The sequence below is a fragment of the Pedobacter sp. KACC 23697 genome (assembly GCF_045348445.1).
In the GTDB taxonomy this organism is placed as follows: domain Bacteria; phylum Bacteroidota; class Bacteroidia; order Sphingobacteriales; family Sphingobacteriaceae; genus Pedobacter.
Genome location: NZ_CP157485.1, coordinates 4,516,600 through 4,539,292 on the forward strand (window position 1 = coordinate 4,516,600; position 22,693 = coordinate 4,539,292).

Sequence of the window (22,693 nt, forward strand, 5' to 3'; positions counted from 1 at the left end):
ATTAGCTAAGATCGTTTACAAATCATTAGTTTAAATTTGATTATGGAGCATCAACATGCTGAAGAAGATTTAAAAAATATTGCCAAACAATTAAGCTGTCCGGAGGGCGAACATGGCCTTAAAACAGGGGAGATGATGCATGCCAGTAATCTAGGAATGACCAGTTCGGCCATTAATGTGTTAAACCTCCAAAACAGTAATACCGTTTTAGAAATTGGCCATGGTAATGGTGGGCATATTGCTCAATTATTATCCAAAGCCGAAAATCTAAGGTATTATGGCGCTGATATTTCTGCTACCATTATTGCCGAGGCTGTAAAGATTAATCAAGATTTTGTTACAAGCGGAAAAGTTCATTTTAAACTAACAGATGGAGCAACATTACCGTTTGATGATGATCGGTTCGATAAAATTTTTACCGTGAATACAATATACTTTTGGCAAAATCCAGGCGAATATCTCACCGAAATTAAACGGATCCTGAAACATAATGGTACTCTGGTGATTTGTTTTGCCGACAAGGCTTTTATGCAAAATCTCCCTTTTACGCCTTATGGTTTTACACTTTATGAAGTAGAAGAGGTAAAAGACCTATTAAAAAACGTAGGCTTCATCATCGAAAATATTCTTAGTAAAACCGAACAGATCAAAAGCAAAACAGGCGAGCAGGTAGAACGGGAATATCATGTTGTCGTTTCTACTCCTGTTTCACAATAAATGGCTACATCTCTTTATGCTTTCTTGATTAATCTAATACAAAATCAGATAAAGATATGCGTAAACCACGGGAGCGGCCAATAACAAGCCATCAAAACGATCTAACAGACCACCGTGTCCCGGTAACAAACCTCCACTGTCTTTAGTATCCAAACTGCGTTTAAGCATCGATTCGACCAGGTCTCCCAGTGTACCAAAACTAGCAATTAATACTGCCATGCCAGCCCAAACCCAAGCCGGACTTTCGGTAAAAAGAAAGGATAAACCAAAACCGACCAAAACGCTGGTGAACATCCCCCCAAAAAACCCTTCCCAGCTTTTCTTTGGCGAATGACGTTCGAACAATTTGCGTTTACCATATTTTACACCAAAAAGATATGCGCCAGTATCATTTGCCCAAAGCATTAACAAAAATGCGAGTGGTAAATGAAAGTTATATTCATTCCAGTTTTTTAAAAAGCCCAGGGCATGGAAAAAGCAGAAAGGGATGGTGACATAAACAAAGCCAACAAATGTATAAGAGATATTGGCAAACGGAATTTTGTTTTTCTTATACAGCTCAGTAATAAAAACCGAAAAAATTAGCGGGATACAAAGCAACAGGTACTTCACATCATATTCCAAGTAATGCAAACCTGCAGCCATCAAAAAGATTAAGGACCCTGCCATTAAACCAATATTCCGATGTGGCCTGATGCCGGCATTTTTGATCAGCTTATAAAATTCGAATAAGGATAATACACTTAGAATAAGATAGAAAATTGTAAATGCATAACTCCCCAAAAAGATAGAGCCAAGCATTACTATGGTAAAAAAGAAAGCGGTTATTGCCCTGGTTTTCATTTAAGGTAAGAGGTAAAGGGTATAAGGTTTAAGGTCATTATTACTATTCAATTTCGTTCTCAACGATGTATTCTATGGCTTTATTGAAATCTACCTTATTCACCAAAACATTTATTTCGCCAAAATTATATGCCGAGAGCTGTTTATTTATTGTAACTGCAGGGATACCAGCTTCTGTTAATCCCTGTTTTAATACCTCTGCCGCAAAGGCATTGCTGGTGGTATATACTTTAACCCAATTTTCGCTCACGTAATGCGCTATCTTTAAAAAATTTAAACAAAGCTATGGTAAATATTGCACTAATTAAATAGCCATACCATGGAAAACCGATCGGTTCATCAGCTTTATCAAGTGGCATGTGGTGTTTTTGCATATAAAAAGCCGCACAAACTGCATAAGCATTGTTTAAAAAGTGGGCAAACATGGCATACCAGATACTACCACTAAAATAATACAGATACCCGAAGCCAGCTCCTAATAACAACCTGGGTACAAAACCATAAAATTGAACATGTATGGCACTAAAAATTATAGCAGTAAGCCATATAGCCAAATGAGGATTGCCAAAAGACCGTTCCAATGAGCGTTGCACGCCACCCCTGAACATCAGCTCCTCGCCAATGGCAGGTAAAACTGCAATCATGATCAGGTTAACCACAAAATCGAAATTACTTCTTACGGTAATCAGTTGAAGGGTCATTTTTGCTGCCAGTTCTTCTTTTTCTTTCATCCATGCCTCAATTCCTCTCAAAAAGTCGGGCAAAACCATTTTTTGATTCCATATTACTGTCCACTCCATAAAAGGCATACTCGCAATCATAATCACGATCACCAGCAGAAGCAGTAAAACCTTTGGTTGTTTAAAGCTATAAAACCGGGTTATTTTTATTCTTTCTGTCAAAGCTAGTGCAAGAGGTGGTAAAATGAATGTACCAATTGAACTTAAAATCTGTATGACCTTAAAACCCGAAATATATTTGGCGTCACCTGATAAAAGCAGGCTGAAATTACTCACCATACTCATTCCGTACATCGCCATACAGATTACGATGCCAATGAGACCGAAAACAAAAGCCCCGGCAACTGCGTAAAATAAAAGTAAAAGTAATTGCAAGAAAGGATTGATTTCCTCGTGTTTAGGTGTTACAAAATTCATTATTTGTACCTTTGTATGTTTTATTAATCGTTGAAGATAGAAAATGTCTGTAAAGATAGGAAATATAGATTTAGGTGAGTTCCCTTTATTACTCGCTCCAATGGAGGATGTAAGTGATCCGCCCTTCCGTTATGTATGCAAAAAAAACGGGGCTGATATGATGTATACCGAATTTATCTCTTCGGAAGGCTTGATCCGGGATGCCGCAAAAAGTTTACAAAAACTTGATATTTTCGAATATGAGAGACCAATCGGTATCCAGATTTTTGGCGGCGATATTGAACACATGCGGGAAGCCTCAGAAATTGCTTCTGCAGCAGGCCCGGATCTGGTAGACATTAATTATGGCTGTCCGGTAAAAAATGTGGTTTGCAAAGGCGCAGGCTCCAGCTTGCTTCAGGATATCGATAAAATGGTAAAAATGACAGATGCGGTGGTTAAAGCTTCGCATTTGCCTGTTACCGTAAAAACCCGCTTAGGCTGGGATGATAATACCAAAAATGTTTACGAAGTTGCCGAGCGACTTCAGGATGTAGGCATCCAGGCACTTACCATTCATGGCCGAACAAGGGCACAATTATATAAAGGTGAGGCCGACTGGAGTTTAATCCGCGAAATTAAACGTAATCCACGCATCAAAATTCCCATTTTTGGCAACGGTGATGTAGATAGTCCTGAAAAGGCAGCTAACTGGCGCATGGAATATGAGGTAGATGGTATCATGATTGGTCGTGCCGCAATCGGTTATCCTTGGATTTTTCGCGAGGTAAAACATTTCTTCAAAACCGGAAAACACCTGGCCGGACCTACGATAGCGGAAAGAATTGAGGTGTGCCGTACACACCTGGATAAATCATTGGAATGGAAAGGTCCTAAAACCGGTATTTTCGAAATGCGCCGCCATTATGCCAACTATTTCAAAGGCCTGCCCGATTTTAAACCTTACCGCATGCGTTTGGTTGCTGAGCCAGATATCAGCAACATTTACAGCATTTTAGAGGAAGTGGCAGAAAAATTTGCCAGCTATGACGCCACTACTGTACTGGCTTGATTTTTGAAAGCTTTTTTCTTACATTCGTTATCATCATGGTTACAGCTATTACAGACGGGGTTAAGGTTTCGGTAGAAACCGTTTATCAGCCAGAATATTCAAATCCGGCGAACGAACACTATATGTTTGCCTATCGCGTAGAAATTTCCAATCTCTCTGATTACGCTGTTCAATTAATGCGCAGACAGTGGTTAATTTTCGATTCGAACAGTAGCAAAAGAGAGGTAGAAGGTGAGGGTGTTGTTGGTTTACAGCCAATAATACAACCGGGAGAAACACATGTATATGTTTCGGGTTGTAACCTCAAAACCGATATGGGGAGCATGAAAGGTACCTATTTGATGAAACGTGATATGGATGGTTTAGAATTCGATGTTGATATTCCCGAATTTCAATTGGTGGCACCTTACAAATTGAATTAAATTTTTCTCGCTGAGCTAAATTAGCTGTTTATTAGCCTCTTTCGACATTTTAATTTTACATTTGTAAATCCATTTTGGATATTTAACGCCTCGTATTGATAAAATGATCCAGCTAAATCTTTTAGAATTAGTTTTAAAGCAGTTTCCGACACTAAACTTCGATTCAATTGATGACATCATCAAGGTCGAAAAAATCCTAAAAGCAGAAGCAAAGCTAGACAGTTCGATCAAAATCAATGACATAGAAAAACTTATCCTTTTTTTAAAAACCTATGGAAACAGGTTTATTCCAATCCTAAAGGATAAAAACATCGGTATTATTGTAGCAGGAAAGCGGGGTACTGTCAATTCTGCAAAGTTAGACCACAACCAGATCAGTGATAAAACGCTGGAAGAATTTGAACAGGCTTTTTCCGAAAATATTCTTGATTACCTCAAATATTGCATCCGGAACAATAAGTGGAACAGCCTCAGAAGTATTTTTATGAATTATCCATTTCTTATTGGAGACTTTACGCGTAATCAAACTTATGAGGTGCTAAAAGATAAAAATCAATCCATTATTTCTGCGCTGTATAATGATCAGTTTGTAAGTTTTATCTCGGCTAATACTTATGCCGCAGAAATTCAATATTATTCTTGTTTAAGCTGCATAGATCCGCTTTTCTTTGACGATGATATTTTGAGTATAAATAACATTATCAGTGAAAAACAACATACAGGCTTCAACAACAGAATATACCTGGGTAAGATCCTCTATGCAGCAACATTTTTCAGTGCTTATTCCGATCAATTGAAGCAAACGCTGGAAAACAACCGTCAAATTGCTTTACAATGGATCCATCCACAACTAGAGTTTGAAGATAACCGTGAAAATGATTCATCCTTATATAAAGTTTTGGTTTATATTGCAGCTATGCTGGCTATTATCATTCTTATATCGGTAGGCGGAACATCATTTATTGGCCCATTGATTTTGGGCGTTAGCTTTGTGGCACGGATAGCCAGCCGTCTTAACAAATAAGGGAATAGTTAATTATTTTAAACCAAGAGTTCCATTCTTGTCTTCAAAAAAGCTTTTTGGTTTTACCTTAAGCAAATGATAAAGACTGTTAATAATGGCCTTTAATTCTGCATAATTTTCTTTATCGATCGCTTTTTGACCATTTATTATGCTTTTTTTTGCCTGGTTTTCGTCGGTATAATCTTCCAATGGCTTAATAGCGAAGTAGTAAAAAAGCTCTATATATGAATGATCTTGCTGATAGTAGATTTCGTTTGCGATTTTTTGAAGTTCCCTTATTTTTGATCTAATAATGGATGATTGATTGGAGTTTAAAAATTTGATTTCATTTTTGATTATATTATTGAAAGCATGCTCAATCTTTGGATTTGGTTTTAACAGTAATTCTTCTCTGATTTCATTCTTCTGCAACTGATATTCTTCTATTTCAGCTACTATGTTTTTTTTCCGGATGAGATGATCGTAAGCTTGAAAAGCCTTGCGTTTACGTTCATCTATATTGTATATTTTATCGGTTAAAAAGTCACCATCAATATCAATAAGCAACTTTAAAAGCTCGATTACTTCAACACGCAGGTCTTCGAGTTTTGGTACATCAGCCATGGCAAATTCATCATCGTCTATGTTTTCAAGTTCTACCAAAACTTTCTCCAGTTCCTGCACAATTTTTACAGCCGAAACCTGTTTTGCAGAAGCATTAAACACCTGGTTAATCTCTAACATGATGGCCCCGATATAGATATTTACAGTTAAATCTCTCGATTCGCTGATATCAAAATCAATTTCAATATCTGTACCTTTCAATAAATTTGATGGCAGATCTTCCGAATCAATTTCGAGGTAACCGATACAGAGATTACTGGCAGGACTAGTATCCGATTTTCCTTCTACAATATTGATAATCAGTTTCTCACCCGATTCTTTTAAAATGGTTTTAGAAATGGTTTTATAAAGCTTTTTGTTAAGTGGTAAAATATCGCCTTTCCTGAATACCTGTTCCAAATAGGTTGTACCTAAAGTATCGTCAATTTCAAGGCAGATATCATTCGGAAGCGGTTGTCCGGATATGTTATAAATGCCATGATTAATGCCGATATGCTCATTTTCATATACCACAGTATGGTATTTGTCGAGGATTTTAAGGTTGAAAATATTAGTAGTTTTGGGCACAAGTTTTAAAAATTCATTGAATTTGGAATGAAAAGCAATCATACCGCTGTCAAAACCGCCATCCGTACGCGTAACCCGATAATAGCCAGAGAAATCCGGATCAACAAGGCCGGTTAAAAGTTCTTCATTGTCTTTCGAGTTAACCTCATAGGCTAACTTCACATTTTTAAGTGTAGCTGGCAATGCTTCTTTTATAATCGTGCTTTGTTTATTTTTAGTTCCCGCATAATAACCCGCACCTAAAATAATAGCGGTTGTAGGATCGATGGTTACATCTACATGGGTTTCGAACACATGGACGAGGGAGGTCCTGATGTACGGAATATATGTGGTACCACCCACCAAGATAATACGTTCTAACTGGCTGTTCTCAATATTGTTCTTTTCCAGCAGATGTTTGGTAAGCCTGATGGTTTCATCAACTTTTGGATGGATAAGCTGGTTAAAATCCTTTCGGGTGATTAAAAGTTCTATATACCTTTCTGCAATTTCTATCTCTACAAAAGCCTCTTCTTTTATGGATAATTCCTTCTTTGCTTCTTCAGCACGATAAAGCAATTCAAAAAAAAGCTTATTGTAAGTTGCATTCTCGCCATTTACCATTTGCTTCCACAGGTTTTCCTCCTGCAGCTCTTTTTCAAGCGCAGGGCAAAGTAGCTTTTCTAGCATCAGGTGATCTATATCCAGGCCGCCCAAAAAATTATTTCCTTCATGATCAATGACTTTAAGTTCCCTATTATCAATGCTCACCAGGGCCACATCAAATGTACCCCCACCAAAATCATAAACCAACCAATTCTTTAATTCGTCAATAGCGATATTCTGTACATTGGCATAAGCTAAACATGCAGCAATCGGTTCCTGCAATAACAGAACTTCCTGTATTCCGGCAGCCTCTCCAGCCAGTTTTGTTGCATTAGATTGTATGGTATCAAAGGATGCTGGAATGGTAATGACTGCAGCAGTCGGCTTTTCTTCAGTAATAAACCCCAGGAGTTCTTTTAAAATCAATGCCGAAAAATCAATGGCTGTTTTGGTTTCAAAGCTATCCGGAACCTGATATAAATGCGCACTGCCCATTTTGCGCTTAAAACTGGAAAAAACCTGATCAGGATTAATTATTGTCATTTCACGGGCCTTATCTCCAACCAAGATCCTATTGTTCCTGTAGGCGATAACCGAAGGCAATGTATCTTTAAAGCCGACCGGGTTTTTAAAGATCGTAACTTTCCCTGCCTGAAACTTACCGATTCCGGAATTTGTGGTTCCCAGATCTATCCCAAAGTTTATATTTTCCATCTCTTAGCCAACAATAACAACTGCTTTTTGAATTAATGTCCGGATACCCGATTCTGATTTGTATATGATCGGTTTTAGAACTTTGGTAATTATTAAAGCCCGTTTATCCTCATTCGATATATTTGCTTCAATTGAAACATCCCTCTCATCATAGGGCTGCCCGATGGGGTTGATCACGGTATAACCTTCCTGTTCGAGTTCATGATAAATCCGCTGGAAATTTCTTTTAAAGGCTTGAAAGTCTTCAGGCCTGATCTTATTTTCAATTTCGAACAATTGGGTAATGATATCTTTCATTTGAGCCGTTTCATTTAAATTATTTTCCTAAGATAATTGAAACAGCCCGTTTTTAAAATTTATTATGAATAAGCATTCACATAGACCCTAAAAAAGAAATGCGGAAAGATATTTCTTTCCGCATTTACGCTTTCCATAGGTAATATTTTAATCCCTGCTTCTTCCAAAAAGCATTGATGCATAATACAATAAATTGGCCAGTGCACCAACAGCTGCTACCACATAAGTCATTGCCGCCCACCAAAGCGCATCTTTCGCCTGCGCATTTTCTTCTTGCGTTTGCATTACACCATTATTGTTTTTTAACCAGGCCAATGCACGGTTACTGGCATCAAATTCTACTGGTAGGGTAACGATACTAAATACAGTCACTAATGCTAAACCCACTACACCAATCGCCAAAACAATTGGGTTTCCGGTAAAACCTATTAATAATACGCCAATTAATAATACCCATTGCAAAAGATTAGATGATATACTCACCACAGGTACCATGCTGCTTCTTAATTGCAACCAGTTATATGATTTTGCCTGTTGCACTGCATGGCCACATTCATGTGCCGCTACTGCCGCTGCTGCTACGCTTCGGCTGTAGTATACATCTGTACTTAAATTAACGGTCTTATCTGATGGATTGTAATGATCGGTTAATTGTCCTTCGGTACTCATCACCTTCACGTCGTATATCCCATTATCATGCAGCATTCTTTCTGCTACCTCTTTGCCCGATAAACCAGAGCTTAATTGCATTTCGGCATACTTGGAAAACTTGTTTCTAAACCGCCATTGTACAAACATGCTCAGCAATAATACCGGGATGATTAATATTAAATAAACTCCCATTTTCTTATGTATGTTTTTCAACTATCATATATCAAAAAGCGTTCCCATATTATTTAAATTTGAAAAACAGTACATTTATACTATGCCAACCGAATTTTCATACTGGGAAAAAGAATCATTTTTTTGTAATTATGATGCAGTTATAATTGGTAGCGGAATAGTAGGTTTAAATGCTGCTATCCACCTTAAAAAAACAGCTCCATCCTTAAAGATCGTCATACTCGAAAAGGGATTTTTACCTACGGGCGCAAGTACAAAAAATGCTGGTTTTGCTTGTTTTGGAAGCATTTCTGAACTAATTGAGCAAGAGGAAATAATGGGTAGCGATCGACTGGCAATGCTCATTGAAAAACGTTGGAAGGGCCTGCTCAAACTGCGTCAATTGCTGGGCGATAATACCATTGATTATCAATGCCTGGGCGGCTATGAACTATTTAAAAACGAAGACAATTTTTCAGCTGACCTTGGTGTATCCAAAATTGAACATTTTAACCTTCTGGTTAATGATATTGTCGGATCCAATGCTTTTCTTGTAAACAATAAAAAAATCAGTTTATTTGGTTTCGAAGGGGTAAGTACTTTAATCGAAAATCAATATGAAGCGCAGATTGATAGTGGTAAAATGATGTACGCCTTGATTCAATATGCACAACAGCTAGGCATTGGTATTTTTAACAGTTGTAAGGTAGATCGGATTGAAGAAAAATCAGAAGGTTTTTGCCTGATTTCCAAAAATGGAAATTTTTCTTGTAAACGACTAATTGTTACAACCAATGCCTTTATCAAAGATCTATATCCTGATGTGGATATAAAACCAGGTCGCGGTCAGGTTTTAATAACCAAACCGATAAAAGATTTAAAGATAGCGGGTACTTTCCATTACGATAAAGGTTATTACTATTTCAGAAATATAAATAACAGAATTTTATTGGGTGGTGGCAGAAATATTGATTTCAAAGCAGAAGAAACGACTACTTTTGGCCAAACGGAGCCAGTGCAATCGGCGCTTGAGCGTTTGCTAAAAGAAGTAATTTTACCAGCAACTAAATATGAGATAGATTACCGTTGGAGCGGGATTATGGCCTTTGGCAAAGTATTGGAACCCTTTGCTGAAGAAATCAGGCCGAATGTATTTTGTGCAACCAGGTGCAACGGTATGGGGGTTGCTATAGGCTCGCAAACCGGAGAAGACGTGGCGAATTTGCTATTAAATAAATTATAGCTGTTTCTTTACCACAGAGAATACGGAGATAGCTTTCTCAAAGAATTCTTCATTGCATTCGGGATAACAGACAGTGGCAAAAGAGCATGTCATCAATTCCATCATCCGTTTTACATCATTTAAACACTACCGTCTTATTACCACTCACAAAAACCCGGTCTTCAAAAATGAGTTCTAAAGCCTCTAATAATACTTTTTTCTCAATTTCTTTTCCAGCCCGTACCATTTCCTTTACACCAAAATTATGGTCTACGTGATTGGTATGCTGGGTAATAATTGGGCCTTCATCCAAACTATCGGTAACAAAATGGGCGGTTGCCCCAATAATTTTTACCCCACGCTCAAAAGCCTGACGGTAAGGGTTGGCACCTATAAAAGCTGGCAAAAAAGAATGATGGATATTGATGATTTTACCTGCATAATCTTTAACAAAATCAGCTGACAGAATCCGCATAAATTTAGCCAATACCAGGTAATCTACCTCAAATTGGTTAATAATAGCTTTTATTTCAGCCTCGAATTCATTTTTATCTTTATTATTATGATCTACATAAAAATAGGGTATTCCCAGTTTTTCGGTAAAATCCTTAAGGCTTTCGTAATTACCAATTACACATTGAACATTTGCTCCTAAAGTTTTAAACTGGTTTTTAATCAGTATCTCTGCCAAACAATGATACTCTTTCGTTACCAAAACAGCAATCTGCTTTTCCTGCCTGGTAATTAAGTTTACCTCTGCGGCATTTGGTAAGTTTTCTAAAAGCTTTTCCTTTAATTTTTCTGCATCTTCCAGGTTTCCGGTACAGGCAATTCTTGTAAAGAATGCTTTATTGGCTTCATCAACAAACTCCCGCATGGCGATAATATTCAATTGATGCGCAGCCAGCACACGGGTAATATGGGTTACCAAACCCACCTGATCGGGGCAGGAAATAAGGACTGTTAATGCGTTCATTTATAAAATACTAATATTCAATAATAGAAAAATTTTACGGTTTTATCTATTTCAATTTGACTAATTTTTTTTGGTATATCTATTTTAAATTTCCATTTTTACTAAAATTTTTATCATTATGGAGACTGCAGGCATCGCTTTACTAATTGCTATTTTAATTGTTCTGGTCATTTTATTAATAAAGAAACCCCAGGCTGCGTTATCTATTGTCTCAGTAGAAGATTTTGAGCGGATAAAAAGCGAAAATGAAGCTTTGAAAATCAGTTTAGCTAAAGCTGATGAACGTGTTTCCAACTTATCGGTAGAAAAAGAACATATTACTATCCTTCTTAAACAGGAGCAACAGCGTTTAATTGATGAACTGCAGGCCGAACGCGATCGCCTGGCAGATGCCAACCGTGAGCTCGAAAGTACAAGATCGTTCTACCGGGCCGAAAAAGAAAAACTGGTAGAGCAAAAATTAAGCTATGAGCAATCGCAACAAAAGCTGAATAAAGATTTCGAATTGATTGCCAATAAAATCCTGGAAGAAAAATCCACCAAATTTATTGAGCAAAACCGTACCAATCTGGATATCATCCTCAATCCTTTGAAAGAAAATATAAAAGCTTTTGAAGATAAGGTAGAAAAGGTTTACAAAGCCGAATCAGACGAAAGGAATATTTTGAAAGGTGTGATTTCTGAACTGCAGATTCAAAGCAAACTCATACAGGAAGATGCCAATAATTTAACCAAAGCTTTAAAAGGTGACAGTAAAAAGCAGGGAAACTGGGGAGAGATCATTCTGGAAAAGGTATTAGAGCGCTCTGGTTTAGTGCGTGATCAGGAATATCGCATCCAGGCTTCACATACCTCCGCAGAAGGTAGCCGCTATCAGCCAGATGTGGTGATCGACCTGCCAGATGATAAACACCTTGTTGTTGATGCTAAGGTAAGTTTGGTCGCTTATGAACGATCGGTATCTGCAGATACCGATGAAGAGCGTGAAGGCTATTTAAAACAGCATTTAGCTTCCATTAAGAGCCACATTCTGGAACTTTCATCAAAAAACTATCATGATTTATATAAAATCAATTCTCCGGATTTTGTGCTATTGTTTATTCCCATCGAATCTTCTTTTAGCATTGCGGTACAAAAAGATGCAGAACTCTTTAATTTTGCATGGGATAGGAGAGTTGTAATTGTAAGTCCGTCTACTTTGCTCGCTACCTTACGCACCATTGCAAGCATGTGGAAACAGGAGCGTCAAAACCGTAACGTGATGGAAATTGCCCGTTTAAGTGGCAGCATGTATGATAAATTTGTGGGTTTTGTTGCCGACCTGGAAAACATTGGCAGATATATTAAAAATGGACAGGATGCTTATGATAAAGCCGTTAATAAATTGTCAGTCGGTGCAGGAAATTTAACCAATACTTCAGAAAAGATTAAAAAATTAGGAGCGAAAGCTACCAAACAGATTGATACAAAGTACTTAGATTTAAATGAAACGCAAGATTTATAGCTTTTAAATTATGAAGCGAAGCCTCCTGATTTTTTGAAAATTTATAGAAGAAAAAATAAAAGTCAAAACCTGCAAATTTAGCTATTTTTTCTGACAGCCTTAGGACAATTTTTTTATTATTTTTTTCCCAGTGATAGAATAGATTTTATTTTGCCTAGAAACAATATAGATGGCTTTAAAATAAAAAAGTTGATATAGCTGAGAACGTTTTATATTTTCCTGGCAATATCAACTACAAAGTAAAATCGTCATTTCGACTGGAACGTAGTGGAATGGAGAGATATATCCAGACAGATTTCCCGACTTCGTTGCACCCGATAGCTATCTGGTCCGCTCGAAATGAAGACTTATTTTTATTTCTTAAAAGCATTCCAGCCCTGGGCTTTCAGCTCGTGTATTTTTTCTGATTTAGAAACCATTTTGCAGCCCGAGTTTTTATCGGTAACATGACCAATTACGGTGATATCTACATCATGTTTCAATTTTTTATAATCATCCTGGCTAATGGTAAATAACAATTCATAATCTTCGCCACCACTTAAAGCACAAACGGTAGGATCTAAACCTAACTCGCGGGCAGTTTCATAAGTCATCGGATCTAAAGGAATTTTCTCTTCGTAAATCGTCATTCCTTTATCCGACTGTTCTGCCAAATGCAAAATTTCGGAAGCTAAACCATCTGATACATCGATCATAGAAGTTGGCTTAATATTCATCTCATCTAAAAGCGCCACAATATCCATCCTGGCTTCTGGTTTCAATTGTCTTTCGATGATATAATCTTTACCCTCTAAATCGGGTTGAATTTGTGGGTTTTCGAGATAGATTAATTTCTCTCTCTCTAAAATCTGAAGACCAAGATAAGCACCACCTAAATCACCGGAAACACACAATAAATCATGTTCCTGAGCACCATTTCTGTATACCACTTTATCTGCATCGGCATAACCGATACTGGTGATACTGATCACCAAACCCTGTTTACTAGATGAAGTGTCGCCTCCAATTAAATCAATATTGTATTTATTACAAGCCAGCTCAATGCCTTTATAAATTTCTTCAACGGCCTCTAATGGAAATTTGCTCGATAAACCCAGGGAAACTGTAATCTGACTTGCTTTTCCATTCATGGCATAAATATCACTCAGGTTTACCTGCACGGCTTTGTACCCCAGGTGCATTAATGGCACATAAGCCAAATCAAAGTGGATTCCTTCCAACAATAAATCGGTCGAAATTAAAGTCTGTTTACCTTTTGCATCCAGTACTGCTGCATCATCGCCAACACCTTTTACCGAATAATCATTTTTAATTTTAAAATTGGTGGTCAGGTGTTTAATTAACCCAAATTCGCCTAATTCATTAATATCTGTGCGTTCTTTATTTTCAAACATATTATATTGTAATTATCGTCATGCTAAACTTGTTTCAGCATCTTAATGATAAGACCCTGAAACAAGTTCAGGGTGACGGATTTATCTATTTAATATTTTCCATCCAATTTTTTCCTTCAGTAAACCTGGCAATTAACATTGCCGCAACATTATCCCCGGTAGCATTTAACAAAGTAGCCATTGGATCAACCAAAGTACCTATAATCATAGCTGGTGGCAAAGCTTCAGATGGCAATTGGTAAGCCGAAATCATCAATAATTCGCCTATATAACCACCATTTGGTATTCCACCCTCAACAATACTTACCAGCACGGTAATGCCAAGCGCTAAAATTATCGTATCAACATGTACCAAATCTTTACCAAAAATGGCAAAAACAACGGCAATTTTAATAATGGAACTAATGCTCGACCCATCTTTATGTAAAGTTGATCCCAAAGGAATCGTTACATTGGTGATGTATGCCGGTACGCCCATTTTTGTAGTCCCTTCTAAGTTTGCCGGAATAGTGGCAATGCTGCTACAGGTTCCGATAGAAGTTAAAGAAGGTACAATATTATTTTTCCAAAATACTTTAATTGCCTTAAATCCACCCGCAACGAAAGCGTACAAAGTAAAAAAAACAATAAAATAAAATGCGCCAACGCCATAATACAACCCCAAAGCTTTTGCATAGGTACCAAAAAGCTGTGGACCAAATACCCCAACCTGGTAGGCAAAATAAGCACCCAGGCCAACCGGACCCAATTTCATAATTAAAATGATGAGTTTTTTCATCACTTCATTGCCTGATACCAGAAATTTTTTAAATCCTTCACCTTCCTTTTCGGCATATAAAGTTGAAAAACCTACCAGTACCGAAAAAATAATCAGTGCAAGCATATTTTTTCTGCTTCCGATTTCGAAAAATTCACCAACCGTTAAAAGTTGTGTCATTTGTTCGCCAAACGACTGGATTTTTTCATTTTCAGTTGGTAAACTCGCGTTCCCCAATTGCTGATGGATAGGAAAAATCCATGTTGCAAATAAAGTTAAAACCGCAGAAATAAGGATAGTAGAAAGGAATACCAAAACCATAATGGTTAATAATCTGCCTAACTTTTTTGTTCTATCGATATTTGCAATGGCCGAAGAAACCGCAAAAAATACCAAAGGAATAACAGCTGTAAACAACAGGTTTAAAAATATATCCCCTAATGGTTTAATACTTTCAACGCTTTTCCCAAAAATTAAACCGATAATGCTTCCAGCAGTTATGCCCGCCAAAAGCCATAATAGGCCTGAATAATTTTTAAGAATGTTGTTGTTTTCCATAAATAATTTCAATAAGCCTATCAGGTTTTAAAAACCTGATAGGCTTGGTAGATTTTACAAACCCAATTCAGCCGAAATATCCAGCATCCTTTGGATGGGTTTACGCGCCTGTTCAATAATATGCTCAGGAACAGTTACTTCAGGCAAACCATTTTTAATACATAAATATAGTTTTTCCAAAGTATTTCTTTTCATGTAAGGACAATCGTTACAGGCACAGCTATTGTTTGGCGGCGCCGGAATAAATGTTTTTGTTGGATTCGCCTTTTCCATCTGATGGATAATTCCACTTTCTGTTGCCACAATAAATTCAGTAGCCGGGTTAGTGATGGTATATTTTAAAAGTCCGGTTGTAGAACCGATATAATCAGCCATTTTTAAAACCACTTCTTCACATTCAGGATGTGCTATAAACTTAGCATTCGGATGGCGTTCTTTCAGTTTTGTAATTTTTTCCTGTGAGAAAATTTCATGTACCATGCAGGCACCATTCCACAATACCAGATCCCTACCTGTTTTTTTCGCAACGTAAGCCCCTAAGTTACGATCGGGTCCAAATATTATTTTTTGGTCTTTAGGTAAACTTTCTACAATCTGTACCGCATTTGTACTGGTACAAACAATGTCACTTAAAGCTTTTAATTCAGCTGTACAGTTTACGTAAGTAATCACCAGGTGATCTGGATACTTTTCTTTAAATTTCCTAAACAGATGTGGTGGACAACTATCTGCTAATGAACAACCTGCTTTTACATCAGGCAATAAAACGGTTTTATTGGGCGATAAAATCTTTGCCGTTTCGGCCATAAAATGCACACCTGCAAACACAATTACATCAGCATCTGTTTTTGCAGCTTCTTGTGATAAGCCTAAACTATCGCCAATATAATCGGCAATATCCTGTATATCAGGTTCTTGATAATAGTGTGCGAGGATGATGGCATTCTTTTCCTTTTTTAATTTCTCAATCTCTGCAAAAAGATCGAGCGTAGGATCAATTTCTTCTTCTGCGAAACCTTTTTTATTGATTTCTTCTAAGACATCTATGTTCATTTTAAAATTTTCCTTTTTTGAATTTTGACGTTGGTCAAAGATAAAGCTTTCCACGTCTCAATAATTAATAAGTTATTTTAAATAAATAAATCTTGTTTGTTTATTAGTGTGTTAGTATTGTTGGCAAGTTTATAAATTTCTTTCTTCAAGATAAGTTATTAATTGTTTACTAACATTTAGGTTACATTTATCTAATATTATAGGTTTGATTTTCAGTGTTATCGAAAAGTCACTCAATTTTTATCAATAGTGGAATGTTAATTGTTTATAAATGGGAAAAAAGTTAATTACTTGTATAAAGCTGCTTAAAAATTGCGCAAAAGATTGTGGCAAATTGTGTTTTTAGAGTAGCTTTAAACATTCAAATTTATTTGTTAGGATAATTTAGACACAACGCTAACATTTATTAACTAGTTGTTAACATCGTGGATAAAGTAAATGTTTTTTATTAATGAAGAAAGTAGATTTTCTGGTAATTGGTTCAGGTATAGCGGGTTTGAGTTTTGCACTTAAAGCTGCAAAGTTTGGTAAGGTTTTAATTGTTACTAAATCAAACGAGGATGAATCCAATACAAAATACGCTCAGGGCGGTGTTGCAGTTGTGGTAGATAAAGGTGATTCTTTTGAAAAACATATCGAAGATACATTGATTGCGGGCGATGGATTATGTGACGAAAAAATTGTGGAAATCGTTGTAAAAGAGGGACCTCAGCGCATTCAGGAGATCATTGACTATGGTATAAATTTCGATAAAGATAACTCCGGTTTCTATGATTTAGCGAAGGAGGGGGGACACTCTGAACACCGTGTTTTACACTATAAAGATATCACCGGATATGAGATCGAGCGGGTATTATTAAATGAAATTCATAAGAATAAGAACATAGAGATATTAACACATTACTTTGCACTGGAGTTAATTACCCAGCATCACCTTGGTGAGTTTGTGGATAAACGTACAGAAGATATTAACTGTTATGGTATATATGCCTTTAACACAGAGCTTAACGATGTGGAAAAGATTCTGGCAAATGTGACTGTGATGGCTTCTGGTGGTGCCGGTCATGTGTATTCGGCCACCACAAATCCGGTTATTGCAACGGGCGATGGTATGGCCATGGTTTACCGTGCAAAGGGAAAAGTAAGAAATATGGAGTTTATTCAGTTTCATCCAACGGCTTTATATCATCCCGGTGAGTATCCTTCGTTCTTAATTTCGGAGGCGGTTAGGGGTTTTGGTGGGGTTTTAAGGCGTAAGAATGGTGAAGAATTTATGCATGAATATGATGAGCGTAAATCACTGGCACCACGTGATATTGTAGCACGTGCAGTTGATAATGAAATGAAGAAATCGGGTGATGATTTTGTTTATCTCGATATTACCATGCGAAGTAAGGCTGACATATTGAAACACTTTCCTAATATATATGCCAAGTGTTTGTCCATAGGGATTGATATGACTAAAGATTATATACCGGTTACACCTGCTTCTCATTATATGTGTGGTGGTATACTGGTTGATGAATATGGCCGTTCTTCCATTAAAAATTTATACGCTTGCGGAGAATGTTCTTCAACAGGTTTGCACGGAGCTAATCGATTGGCTTCCAATTCATTATTAGAAGCTACAGTTTTTGCACACCGGATCTATCAGGATGCTGTTGAGAACTTTAAAAATAATATCATTCCGGATCATATTCCTGAATGGGATTCACATGGTGTTACGCAAAGTAATGAAGATGTATTGGTAACGCATAACCTGAGAGAGCTTCAAAAAGTTATGGGCGATTATGTAGGTATTGTACGTTCCGATTTCCGTTTAGAAAGGGCACATCGCCGTTTGTTTTTAATTTACCAGGAAACGGAAGAATTTTATAAAAAAAATAAAGTTTCAGTTAAACTTTGTGAACTACGAAATGTCATCCAAACGGCTTACCTGGTAATAAAATCGGCGATGCAAAGAAAAGAAAGCAGGGGATTGCATTATACTACAGATTATCCGGAACATGCTAATGAATTGGTAGATACTGTTTTTTAGTCCACTACTAAATTCCCTTAAGGGGACGTTAACACGTTGTCCATTTTCCATCAACCATATTACATTATATTATGCCTTTAATACTGCCAGTAAAAGATAAATATCCTGAAATAGGAAAAGATAATTTCATTGCAGAGAATGCCACCATTGTTGGTGATGTAACCATCGGAGCCAGATGTTCTGTATGGTTTAATGCCGTGATTAGAGGCGATGTAAATGCCATTACCATAGGAAATGAATCAAACATTCAGGATGGCGCAGTAATACACGCTACTTACTTAAAAGCTTCTACACACATTGGTAATCGGGTATCTGTAGGACATAATGCCATTGTACATGGTTGTACCGTTCAGGATCATGTTTTGATTGGTATGGGTGCGATTGTAATGGATCATGCTGTTATAGAAGAATATTGTATTATAGCAGCTGGATCCGTGGTATTGGAAAATACCATTTGTGAAACCGGTTATTTATACGCTGGTACGCCTGCAAAAAAGATAAAACCCATTACTGAAGAGCAAAGGGCTTTATTAAATAAGTTACCTGATAATTATATCATGTATTCGGGCTGGTTTACTACCTAATTTTTCATTAAACAATACGAAATAACAAAGTGTCGTCACCCTGAATTTATTTCAGGGTATTTAGTATTAAAGGATGCTGAAATAAATTCAGCATGACGATTGGGAGCAATAAATCAGTTTAAAATATAGATCTTTCCGCTACACTAAGCTTTAGTCGAGATGACGGATTTTTCTAAGGCGTTGGAGGCGGTATTACCAATGGGTCTTCCCGTTCCCAATTCGGTTTTAAATCCATTACTGCCTTTAAATACCATACTTTTTCGGGCTGGTATCCTTCCTTAACATTTCCCGTATCCCAGATGCCATTTTTATTTTCATCATAAATAACCCTGAGCATGTACTTACCTGCAGGATATTTGGAGAAAGTAACTTTCGCATTTTTGCTAACCGGGAAAGATTTTATGACATCTTTTTTTTCATTTAGGAACTGTACCACATATCTTTTTGAGGTGTCAGGAACAGTTACGTTTAACACCAGTGTGGTATATGCATCCTGGTTTTCGAGTGTAAAACGTTTCGTAATATCTTTATTTTTAGCATTAAATATAGCTGTAAATGCACCTGCACCCAGTTTTAAATCATAGTTTCGTTTATTTTTCCACGGATATTTGATGTAGTATTTAAGAAAGTCTACGCTATCTTTCACCACCTCGAAAGTTGTTCTTTTTACGGAATCTTCCAGAAGGGTGATTTTAGATGGATCTGCAGCAGTTACCGGAAAAGGAAAAGTTAAGGTCAGCTGTTGGAAAGGGTTTAATTTGCCGCCCAGTAAGTTATCAGAAATTGTAAGTTCGCGCGTGTAAGTATCTTTTTTACCTTTTGTAAAATTTAGCGTTTGCAAAAGCTTTCCCTGATCTTCAATAGCCACTTTTACTGAATCGAAGCTCATGTCTTTCAGCCAAATTTTGGCGGTATCGTTATTTTTGGTAAAATGAACATACTTGCCCACATCTATTGAAGGAGGATCTGTAACTGTTATTTTAGGGCTTTTAAGCTGCTGATTAAAGATGATTGATATCGTGCCATCATTATTCAGTTTGCGGTCTAATATGCGGAATTCTGGTGCCAGTTCTTTAAATGTCTGGAGGTTAATGTTATCCAGGTTTTTTTCGATAACGATGGGTTCTTTTATAAATCCAACTTCATCTGATATCTGCTGGTATATTTTATCGCCACCACCACTATTTTCTTTAATTGCATAAACTTTATAAGTACCTTTTTTCAGGTTGCTCAATTTATAGGTCCCAGCGCTATCTGTCGTCGTATATATAGATGGACGTTTTTTTCCAAAAATGGTATCTCTTTCTAAGGGCAAGATAAATACAGTAGCTTCTTTTTCAGGTTCGTCGCTTAATGAGTTGATTACTTTGCCACTGATGGATAATGAATCTATATCCGGTCCGGTTGAAAAAACATAGGATAAATTTTTAACAACATTTCCTTCATTAACGTCTGCGATAGATTTTCCAAAGTTTAAGGTATAAGTTGTATTTTTCTCTAAAGAATCCTTAAGAATAATTTCTAATCTCTTTTGTCTCTTTCTTAACTCCGGAACTTTTTCCTGATCGGGAGAAATTGAAAATTCTTTAAACTCATCTTTTAAATTAAAATATTCATCAAATTCAATGACAATTTTTTTAGCATTAAAATTTCTCGTCAGATTCTTGGGGGTCATGCTTAAAACTTTGGGCGGCTTGGTATCTTTTGGCCCGCCCTGTGGTGTTTGTATACTGGCGCAACCAAAAAATAGGAGCAGGGTTATCACAACCGCTAAATTTTTAACTTTAAAATAATGATCTTTTAAATTTGGCATATTTTAATCGTTCTGACGAGTTTTTGTACTTTTTGGAATCTGATGTTTAAAAAATATTTTTTCTTTCTTAAATCGCTTTATTTGAGGTTGTATTTATTTTGATTTAAGCATCTGATTATCAGTTATTTATTAATATATACCATTAAAACAGAAATATCTGATGGCGAAACACCTGAAATTCTCGACGCCTGGCCCAAAGTGCGCGGTTTTATTTTAAATAACTTTTCGCGTGCTTCTTTGGAGATAGAAACAATTTTATTGTAGTCAAAATCTGGCTTGATTTCTTTGTCTTCCATTTTTAGCATTTTGGCTACAATCTCATTCTCCTTTTCAAAATAGCTTTCATATTTAATTTTAATTTCGGCTTGCTCAATAGTCTCTTGGTCTAATGCTTTTGTAGCTTCTGCCAAGGGTTTACTTACTTGTATGATGTCTTGTAAACCAACATGGGGCCTGCCAACTAAACTATGTATTTTTACATTTTGGTTCAAAGCACTTGAACCTAAACTTTCGAGCATTGGATTAGCATCTGCCATTTCAATACCCTGACTTTTGGTAAATTTTACCAAAGCATCAGCATCGGCAACTTTCTGATTTACCTTGGCCAGGCGCTCATCTGAAATTAATCCAAGTTCATAACCAATAGGAGAGAGGCGTATATCAGCATTATCCTGTCTTAGTAATAAACGATGTTCTGCTCTTGAAGTAAACATGCGATAAGGTTCTTCTGTTCCTTTAGTAACCAGATCATCAATTAAAACACCAATATAACTGTCAGATCTTTTCATGATCAGTTCGTGTTGATCAGTAATTTTTTGGTGCGCATTTATACCTGCCATGAAACCTTGACATGCTGCTTCTTCATAACCCGTAGTTCCGTTGATCTGTCCGGCTAAAAATAAATTGCTGATCAATTTGGTTTCCAATGTTAAAGATAACTGAGTAGGTGGGAAGAAATCGTATTCAATGGCATAACCTGGCCTGAACATTTTAGCCTGTTCAAAGCCTGGTATTAATCTAAGTGCTTTAAATTGTACATCCTCCGGTAGTGAAGTCGAAAATCCATTCACATAAATTTCGCAGGTATTCCAACCTTCAGGTTCGACAAAAATCTGGTGACGATCGCGCTCAGCAAAACGGTTAATTTTATCTTCAATAGATGGGCAGTATCTCGGACCTAAACCTTTGATACGACCAGTAAACATAGGTGATTTTTCAAAGCCTTCTTTCAAAGTTTCGTGCACCTCATCATTGGTATAAGTAATCCAGCAGCAACGTTGATCTGTTGAAACTGCTGTATCTGTGTAAGAAAATTTACCTGGATTCTCATCGCCCCATTGTTCTTCCATTTTGGTATAGTTGAGGCTTCTGCCATCAACACGGGGTGGGGTACCTGTTTTCATCCTGCCGGCTTCCATGCCTAACTCAACCAATTGTTCGGTAATGCCAGTGGATGCTCTTTCGGCTGTTCTGCCGCCGCCGAATTTCTTTTCACCGATATGCATTACACCATTTAAGAAAGTTCCATTCGTTAATACTACAGCTTTACTTTCGATCTCGATACCTAACGAGGTTTTAACGCCATATACAGTGTTATCTTTAACCAATAAACCAATAACGCTGTCTTGCCATATATCAAGATTTGGAGTTCTTTCTAATGCTAAACGCCACTCTTCTGCAAAACGCATTCTATCGATCTGCGCTCTTGGGCTCCACATGGCTGGTCCTTTAGATTTGTTGAGCATACGAAACTGGATAGTCGATTTATCAGATATTATTCCTGAATAACCGCCCATAGCATCTACCTCGCGAACAATTTGCCCTTTGGCTACACCACCCATGGCCGGGTTACAACTCATCTGGGCAATGGTACCCATATTCATTGTGATTAATAAAACAGTTGATCCTAAGTTGGCAGCAGCAGCAGCAGCTTCGCATCCTGCATGACCGGCTCCAACAACAATCAAATCGTATTTTGAAAACATTTTATGT

At 37.0% G+C, this 22,693-nt stretch carries 20 protein-coding genes; 8 read left to right on the top strand and 12 right to left on the bottom strand.

Annotated elements, in window-relative coordinates; all coding sequences use genetic code 11:
• Positions 1-42: 42 nt before the first annotated feature.
• Entirely contained in the window at positions 43-717 is a 675-nt protein-coding gene (locus ABEG20_RS18275; RefSeq protein ID WP_406824682.1) for a class I SAM-dependent methyltransferase, read from the top strand.
• Positions 718-750: 33 nt separating this feature from the next.
• Here the strand turns inward: ABEG20_RS18275 and ABEG20_RS18280 are convergent, their stop codons facing one another.
• From ABEG20_RS18280 to ABEG20_RS18290, 3 genes are read right to left on the bottom strand one after another with little or no spacing between them, the layout of a single operon-like run.
• Positions 751-1,560, bottom strand: coding sequence for a phosphatidate cytidylyltransferase (locus ABEG20_RS18280; RefSeq protein WP_406824683.1), 810 nt, complete (start codon positions 1,558-1,560; stop codon positions 751-753).
• A gap of 43 nt (positions 1,561-1,603) precedes the next feature.
• Positions 1,604-1,810, bottom strand: a complete 207-nt coding sequence (locus ABEG20_RS18285) for a putative signal transducing protein (protein ID WP_406824684.1) — start codon at positions 1,808-1,810, stop codon at positions 1,604-1,606.
• Positions 1,791-2,717: a lysostaphin resistance A-like protein gene (locus ABEG20_RS18290; protein WP_406824685.1), complete on the bottom strand. Its 927-nt coding sequence runs from the start codon at positions 2,715-2,717 to the stop codon at positions 1,791-1,793. The genes ABEG20_RS18285 and ABEG20_RS18290 overlap by 20 nt, the downstream gene beginning before the upstream one ends.
• Before the next feature lie 43 nt (positions 2,718-2,760).
• On the opposite strand from ABEG20_RS18290, the gene dusB reads away from it, so the two are divergent.
• The 3 genes from dusB to ABEG20_RS18305 all read left to right on the top strand — a co-directional run bounded on the left by dusB (position 2,761) and on the right by ABEG20_RS18305 (position 5,214).
• Positions 2,761-3,768 carry a tRNA dihydrouridine synthase DusB gene (gene dusB, locus ABEG20_RS18295; protein WP_406824686.1) on the top strand — a complete coding sequence of 336 codons (1,008 nt, stop codon included), beginning with the start codon at positions 2,761-2,763 and terminating at the stop codon, positions 3,766-3,768.
• A gap of 35 nt (positions 3,769-3,803) precedes the next feature.
• Positions 3,804-4,190, top strand: a complete 387-nt coding sequence (apaG, locus tag ABEG20_RS18300; protein ID WP_406824687.1) for a Co2+/Mg2+ efflux protein ApaG — start codon at positions 3,804-3,806, stop codon at positions 4,188-4,190.
• Positions 4,191-4,293: 103 nt separating this feature from the next.
• The gene (locus ABEG20_RS18305) at positions 4,294-5,214 is read left to right on the top strand and encodes a hypothetical protein (protein ID WP_406824688.1); all 921 of its coding nucleotides are present in this window, start codon (positions 4,294-4,296) and stop codon (positions 5,212-5,214) included.
• 12 nt (positions 5,215-5,226) lie between these two features.
• Here ABEG20_RS18305 and ABEG20_RS18310 read toward each other — a convergent pair whose 3' ends face one another.
• The 3 genes from ABEG20_RS18310 to ABEG20_RS18320 form a co-directional block, all read right to left on the bottom strand.
• Positions 5,227-7,683, bottom strand: coding sequence for an Hsp70 family protein (locus tag ABEG20_RS18310; RefSeq protein WP_406824689.1), 2,457 nt, complete (start codon positions 7,681-7,683; stop codon positions 5,227-5,229).
• A 3-nt stretch (positions 7,684-7,686) separates the two neighbouring features.
• The gene (locus tag ABEG20_RS18315) at positions 7,687-7,980 is read right to left on the bottom strand and encodes a hypothetical protein (protein WP_406824690.1); all 294 of its coding nucleotides are present in this window, start codon (positions 7,978-7,980) and stop codon (positions 7,687-7,689) included.
• Positions 7,981-8,127: 147 nt separating this feature from the next.
• Positions 8,128-8,823: a zinc metallopeptidase gene (locus ABEG20_RS18320; RefSeq protein ID WP_406824691.1), complete on the bottom strand. Its 696-nt coding sequence runs from the start codon at positions 8,821-8,823 to the stop codon at positions 8,128-8,130.
• Positions 8,824-8,905: 82 nt separating this feature from the next.
• Here ABEG20_RS18320 and ABEG20_RS18325 point away from each other — a divergent pair, with 82 nt between their 5' ends.
• Positions 8,906-10,045: an NAD(P)/FAD-dependent oxidoreductase gene (locus ABEG20_RS18325; RefSeq protein WP_406824692.1), complete on the top strand. Its 1,140-nt coding sequence runs from the start codon at positions 8,906-8,908 to the stop codon at positions 10,043-10,045.
• 115 nt (positions 10,046-10,160) lie between these two features.
• On the opposite strand, the gene purU is transcribed toward ABEG20_RS18325, so the two are convergent.
• Positions 10,161-11,000, bottom strand: a complete 840-nt coding sequence (purU, locus tag ABEG20_RS18330; RefSeq protein WP_406824693.1) for a formyltetrahydrofolate deformylase — start codon at positions 10,998-11,000, stop codon at positions 10,161-10,163.
• A 118-nt stretch (positions 11,001-11,118) separates the two neighbouring features.
• Here purU and ABEG20_RS18335 point away from each other — a divergent pair, with 118 nt between their 5' ends.
• A complete protein-coding gene (locus ABEG20_RS18335; protein ID WP_406824694.1) occupies positions 11,119-12,504 on the top strand; it encodes a DNA recombination protein RmuC in 1,386 nt (461 codons plus the stop codon).
• A gap of 353 nt (positions 12,505-12,857) precedes the next feature.
• Here the strand turns inward: ABEG20_RS18335 and thiL are convergent, their stop codons facing one another.
• The 3 genes from thiL to nadA form a co-directional block, all read right to left on the bottom strand.
• Positions 12,858-13,898 (bottom strand): thiamine-phosphate kinase, encoded by a 1,041-nt coding sequence (gene thiL, locus ABEG20_RS18340; protein ID WP_406824695.1) that lies wholly within the window; start codon positions 13,896-13,898, stop codon positions 12,858-12,860.
• Positions 13,899-13,983: 85 nt separating this feature from the next.
• Positions 13,984-15,213, bottom strand: coding sequence for a dicarboxylate/amino acid:cation symporter (locus ABEG20_RS18345; protein ID WP_406824696.1), 1,230 nt, complete (start codon positions 15,211-15,213; stop codon positions 13,984-13,986).
• Between the two features lie 54 nt (positions 15,214-15,267).
• Entirely contained in the window at positions 15,268-16,308 is a 1,041-nt protein-coding gene (nadA, locus tag ABEG20_RS18350; RefSeq protein ID WP_371717080.1) for a quinolinate synthase NadA, read from the bottom strand.
• A gap of 409 nt (positions 16,309-16,717) precedes the next feature.
• Between nadA and nadB the strand changes: the two genes are divergently transcribed.
• Together nadB and ABEG20_RS18360 are read left to right on the top strand one after the other, a co-directional pair.
• Positions 16,718-18,304, top strand: a complete 1,587-nt coding sequence (gene nadB, locus ABEG20_RS18355) for an L-aspartate oxidase (protein ID WP_406824697.1) — start codon at positions 16,718-16,720, stop codon at positions 18,302-18,304.
• A gap of 71 nt (positions 18,305-18,375) precedes the next feature.
• A complete protein-coding gene (locus tag ABEG20_RS18360) occupies positions 18,376-18,888 on the top strand; it encodes a gamma carbonic anhydrase family protein (RefSeq protein WP_406824698.1) in 513 nt (170 codons plus the stop codon).
• A gap of 172 nt (positions 18,889-19,060) precedes the next feature.
• Here the strand turns inward: ABEG20_RS18360 and ABEG20_RS18365 are convergent, their stop codons facing one another.
• The gene (locus tag ABEG20_RS18365) at positions 19,061-20,701 is read right to left on the bottom strand and encodes an Ig-like domain-containing protein (protein WP_406824699.1); all 1,641 of its coding nucleotides are present in this window, start codon (positions 20,699-20,701) and stop codon (positions 19,061-19,063) included.
• A gap of 122 nt (positions 20,702-20,823) precedes the next feature.
• A complete protein-coding gene (mnmG, locus tag ABEG20_RS18370; RefSeq protein WP_406824700.1) occupies positions 20,824-22,686 on the bottom strand; it encodes a tRNA uridine-5-carboxymethylaminomethyl(34) synthesis enzyme MnmG in 1,863 nt (620 codons plus the stop codon).
• Positions 22,687-22,693 lie beyond the last annotated feature (7 nt).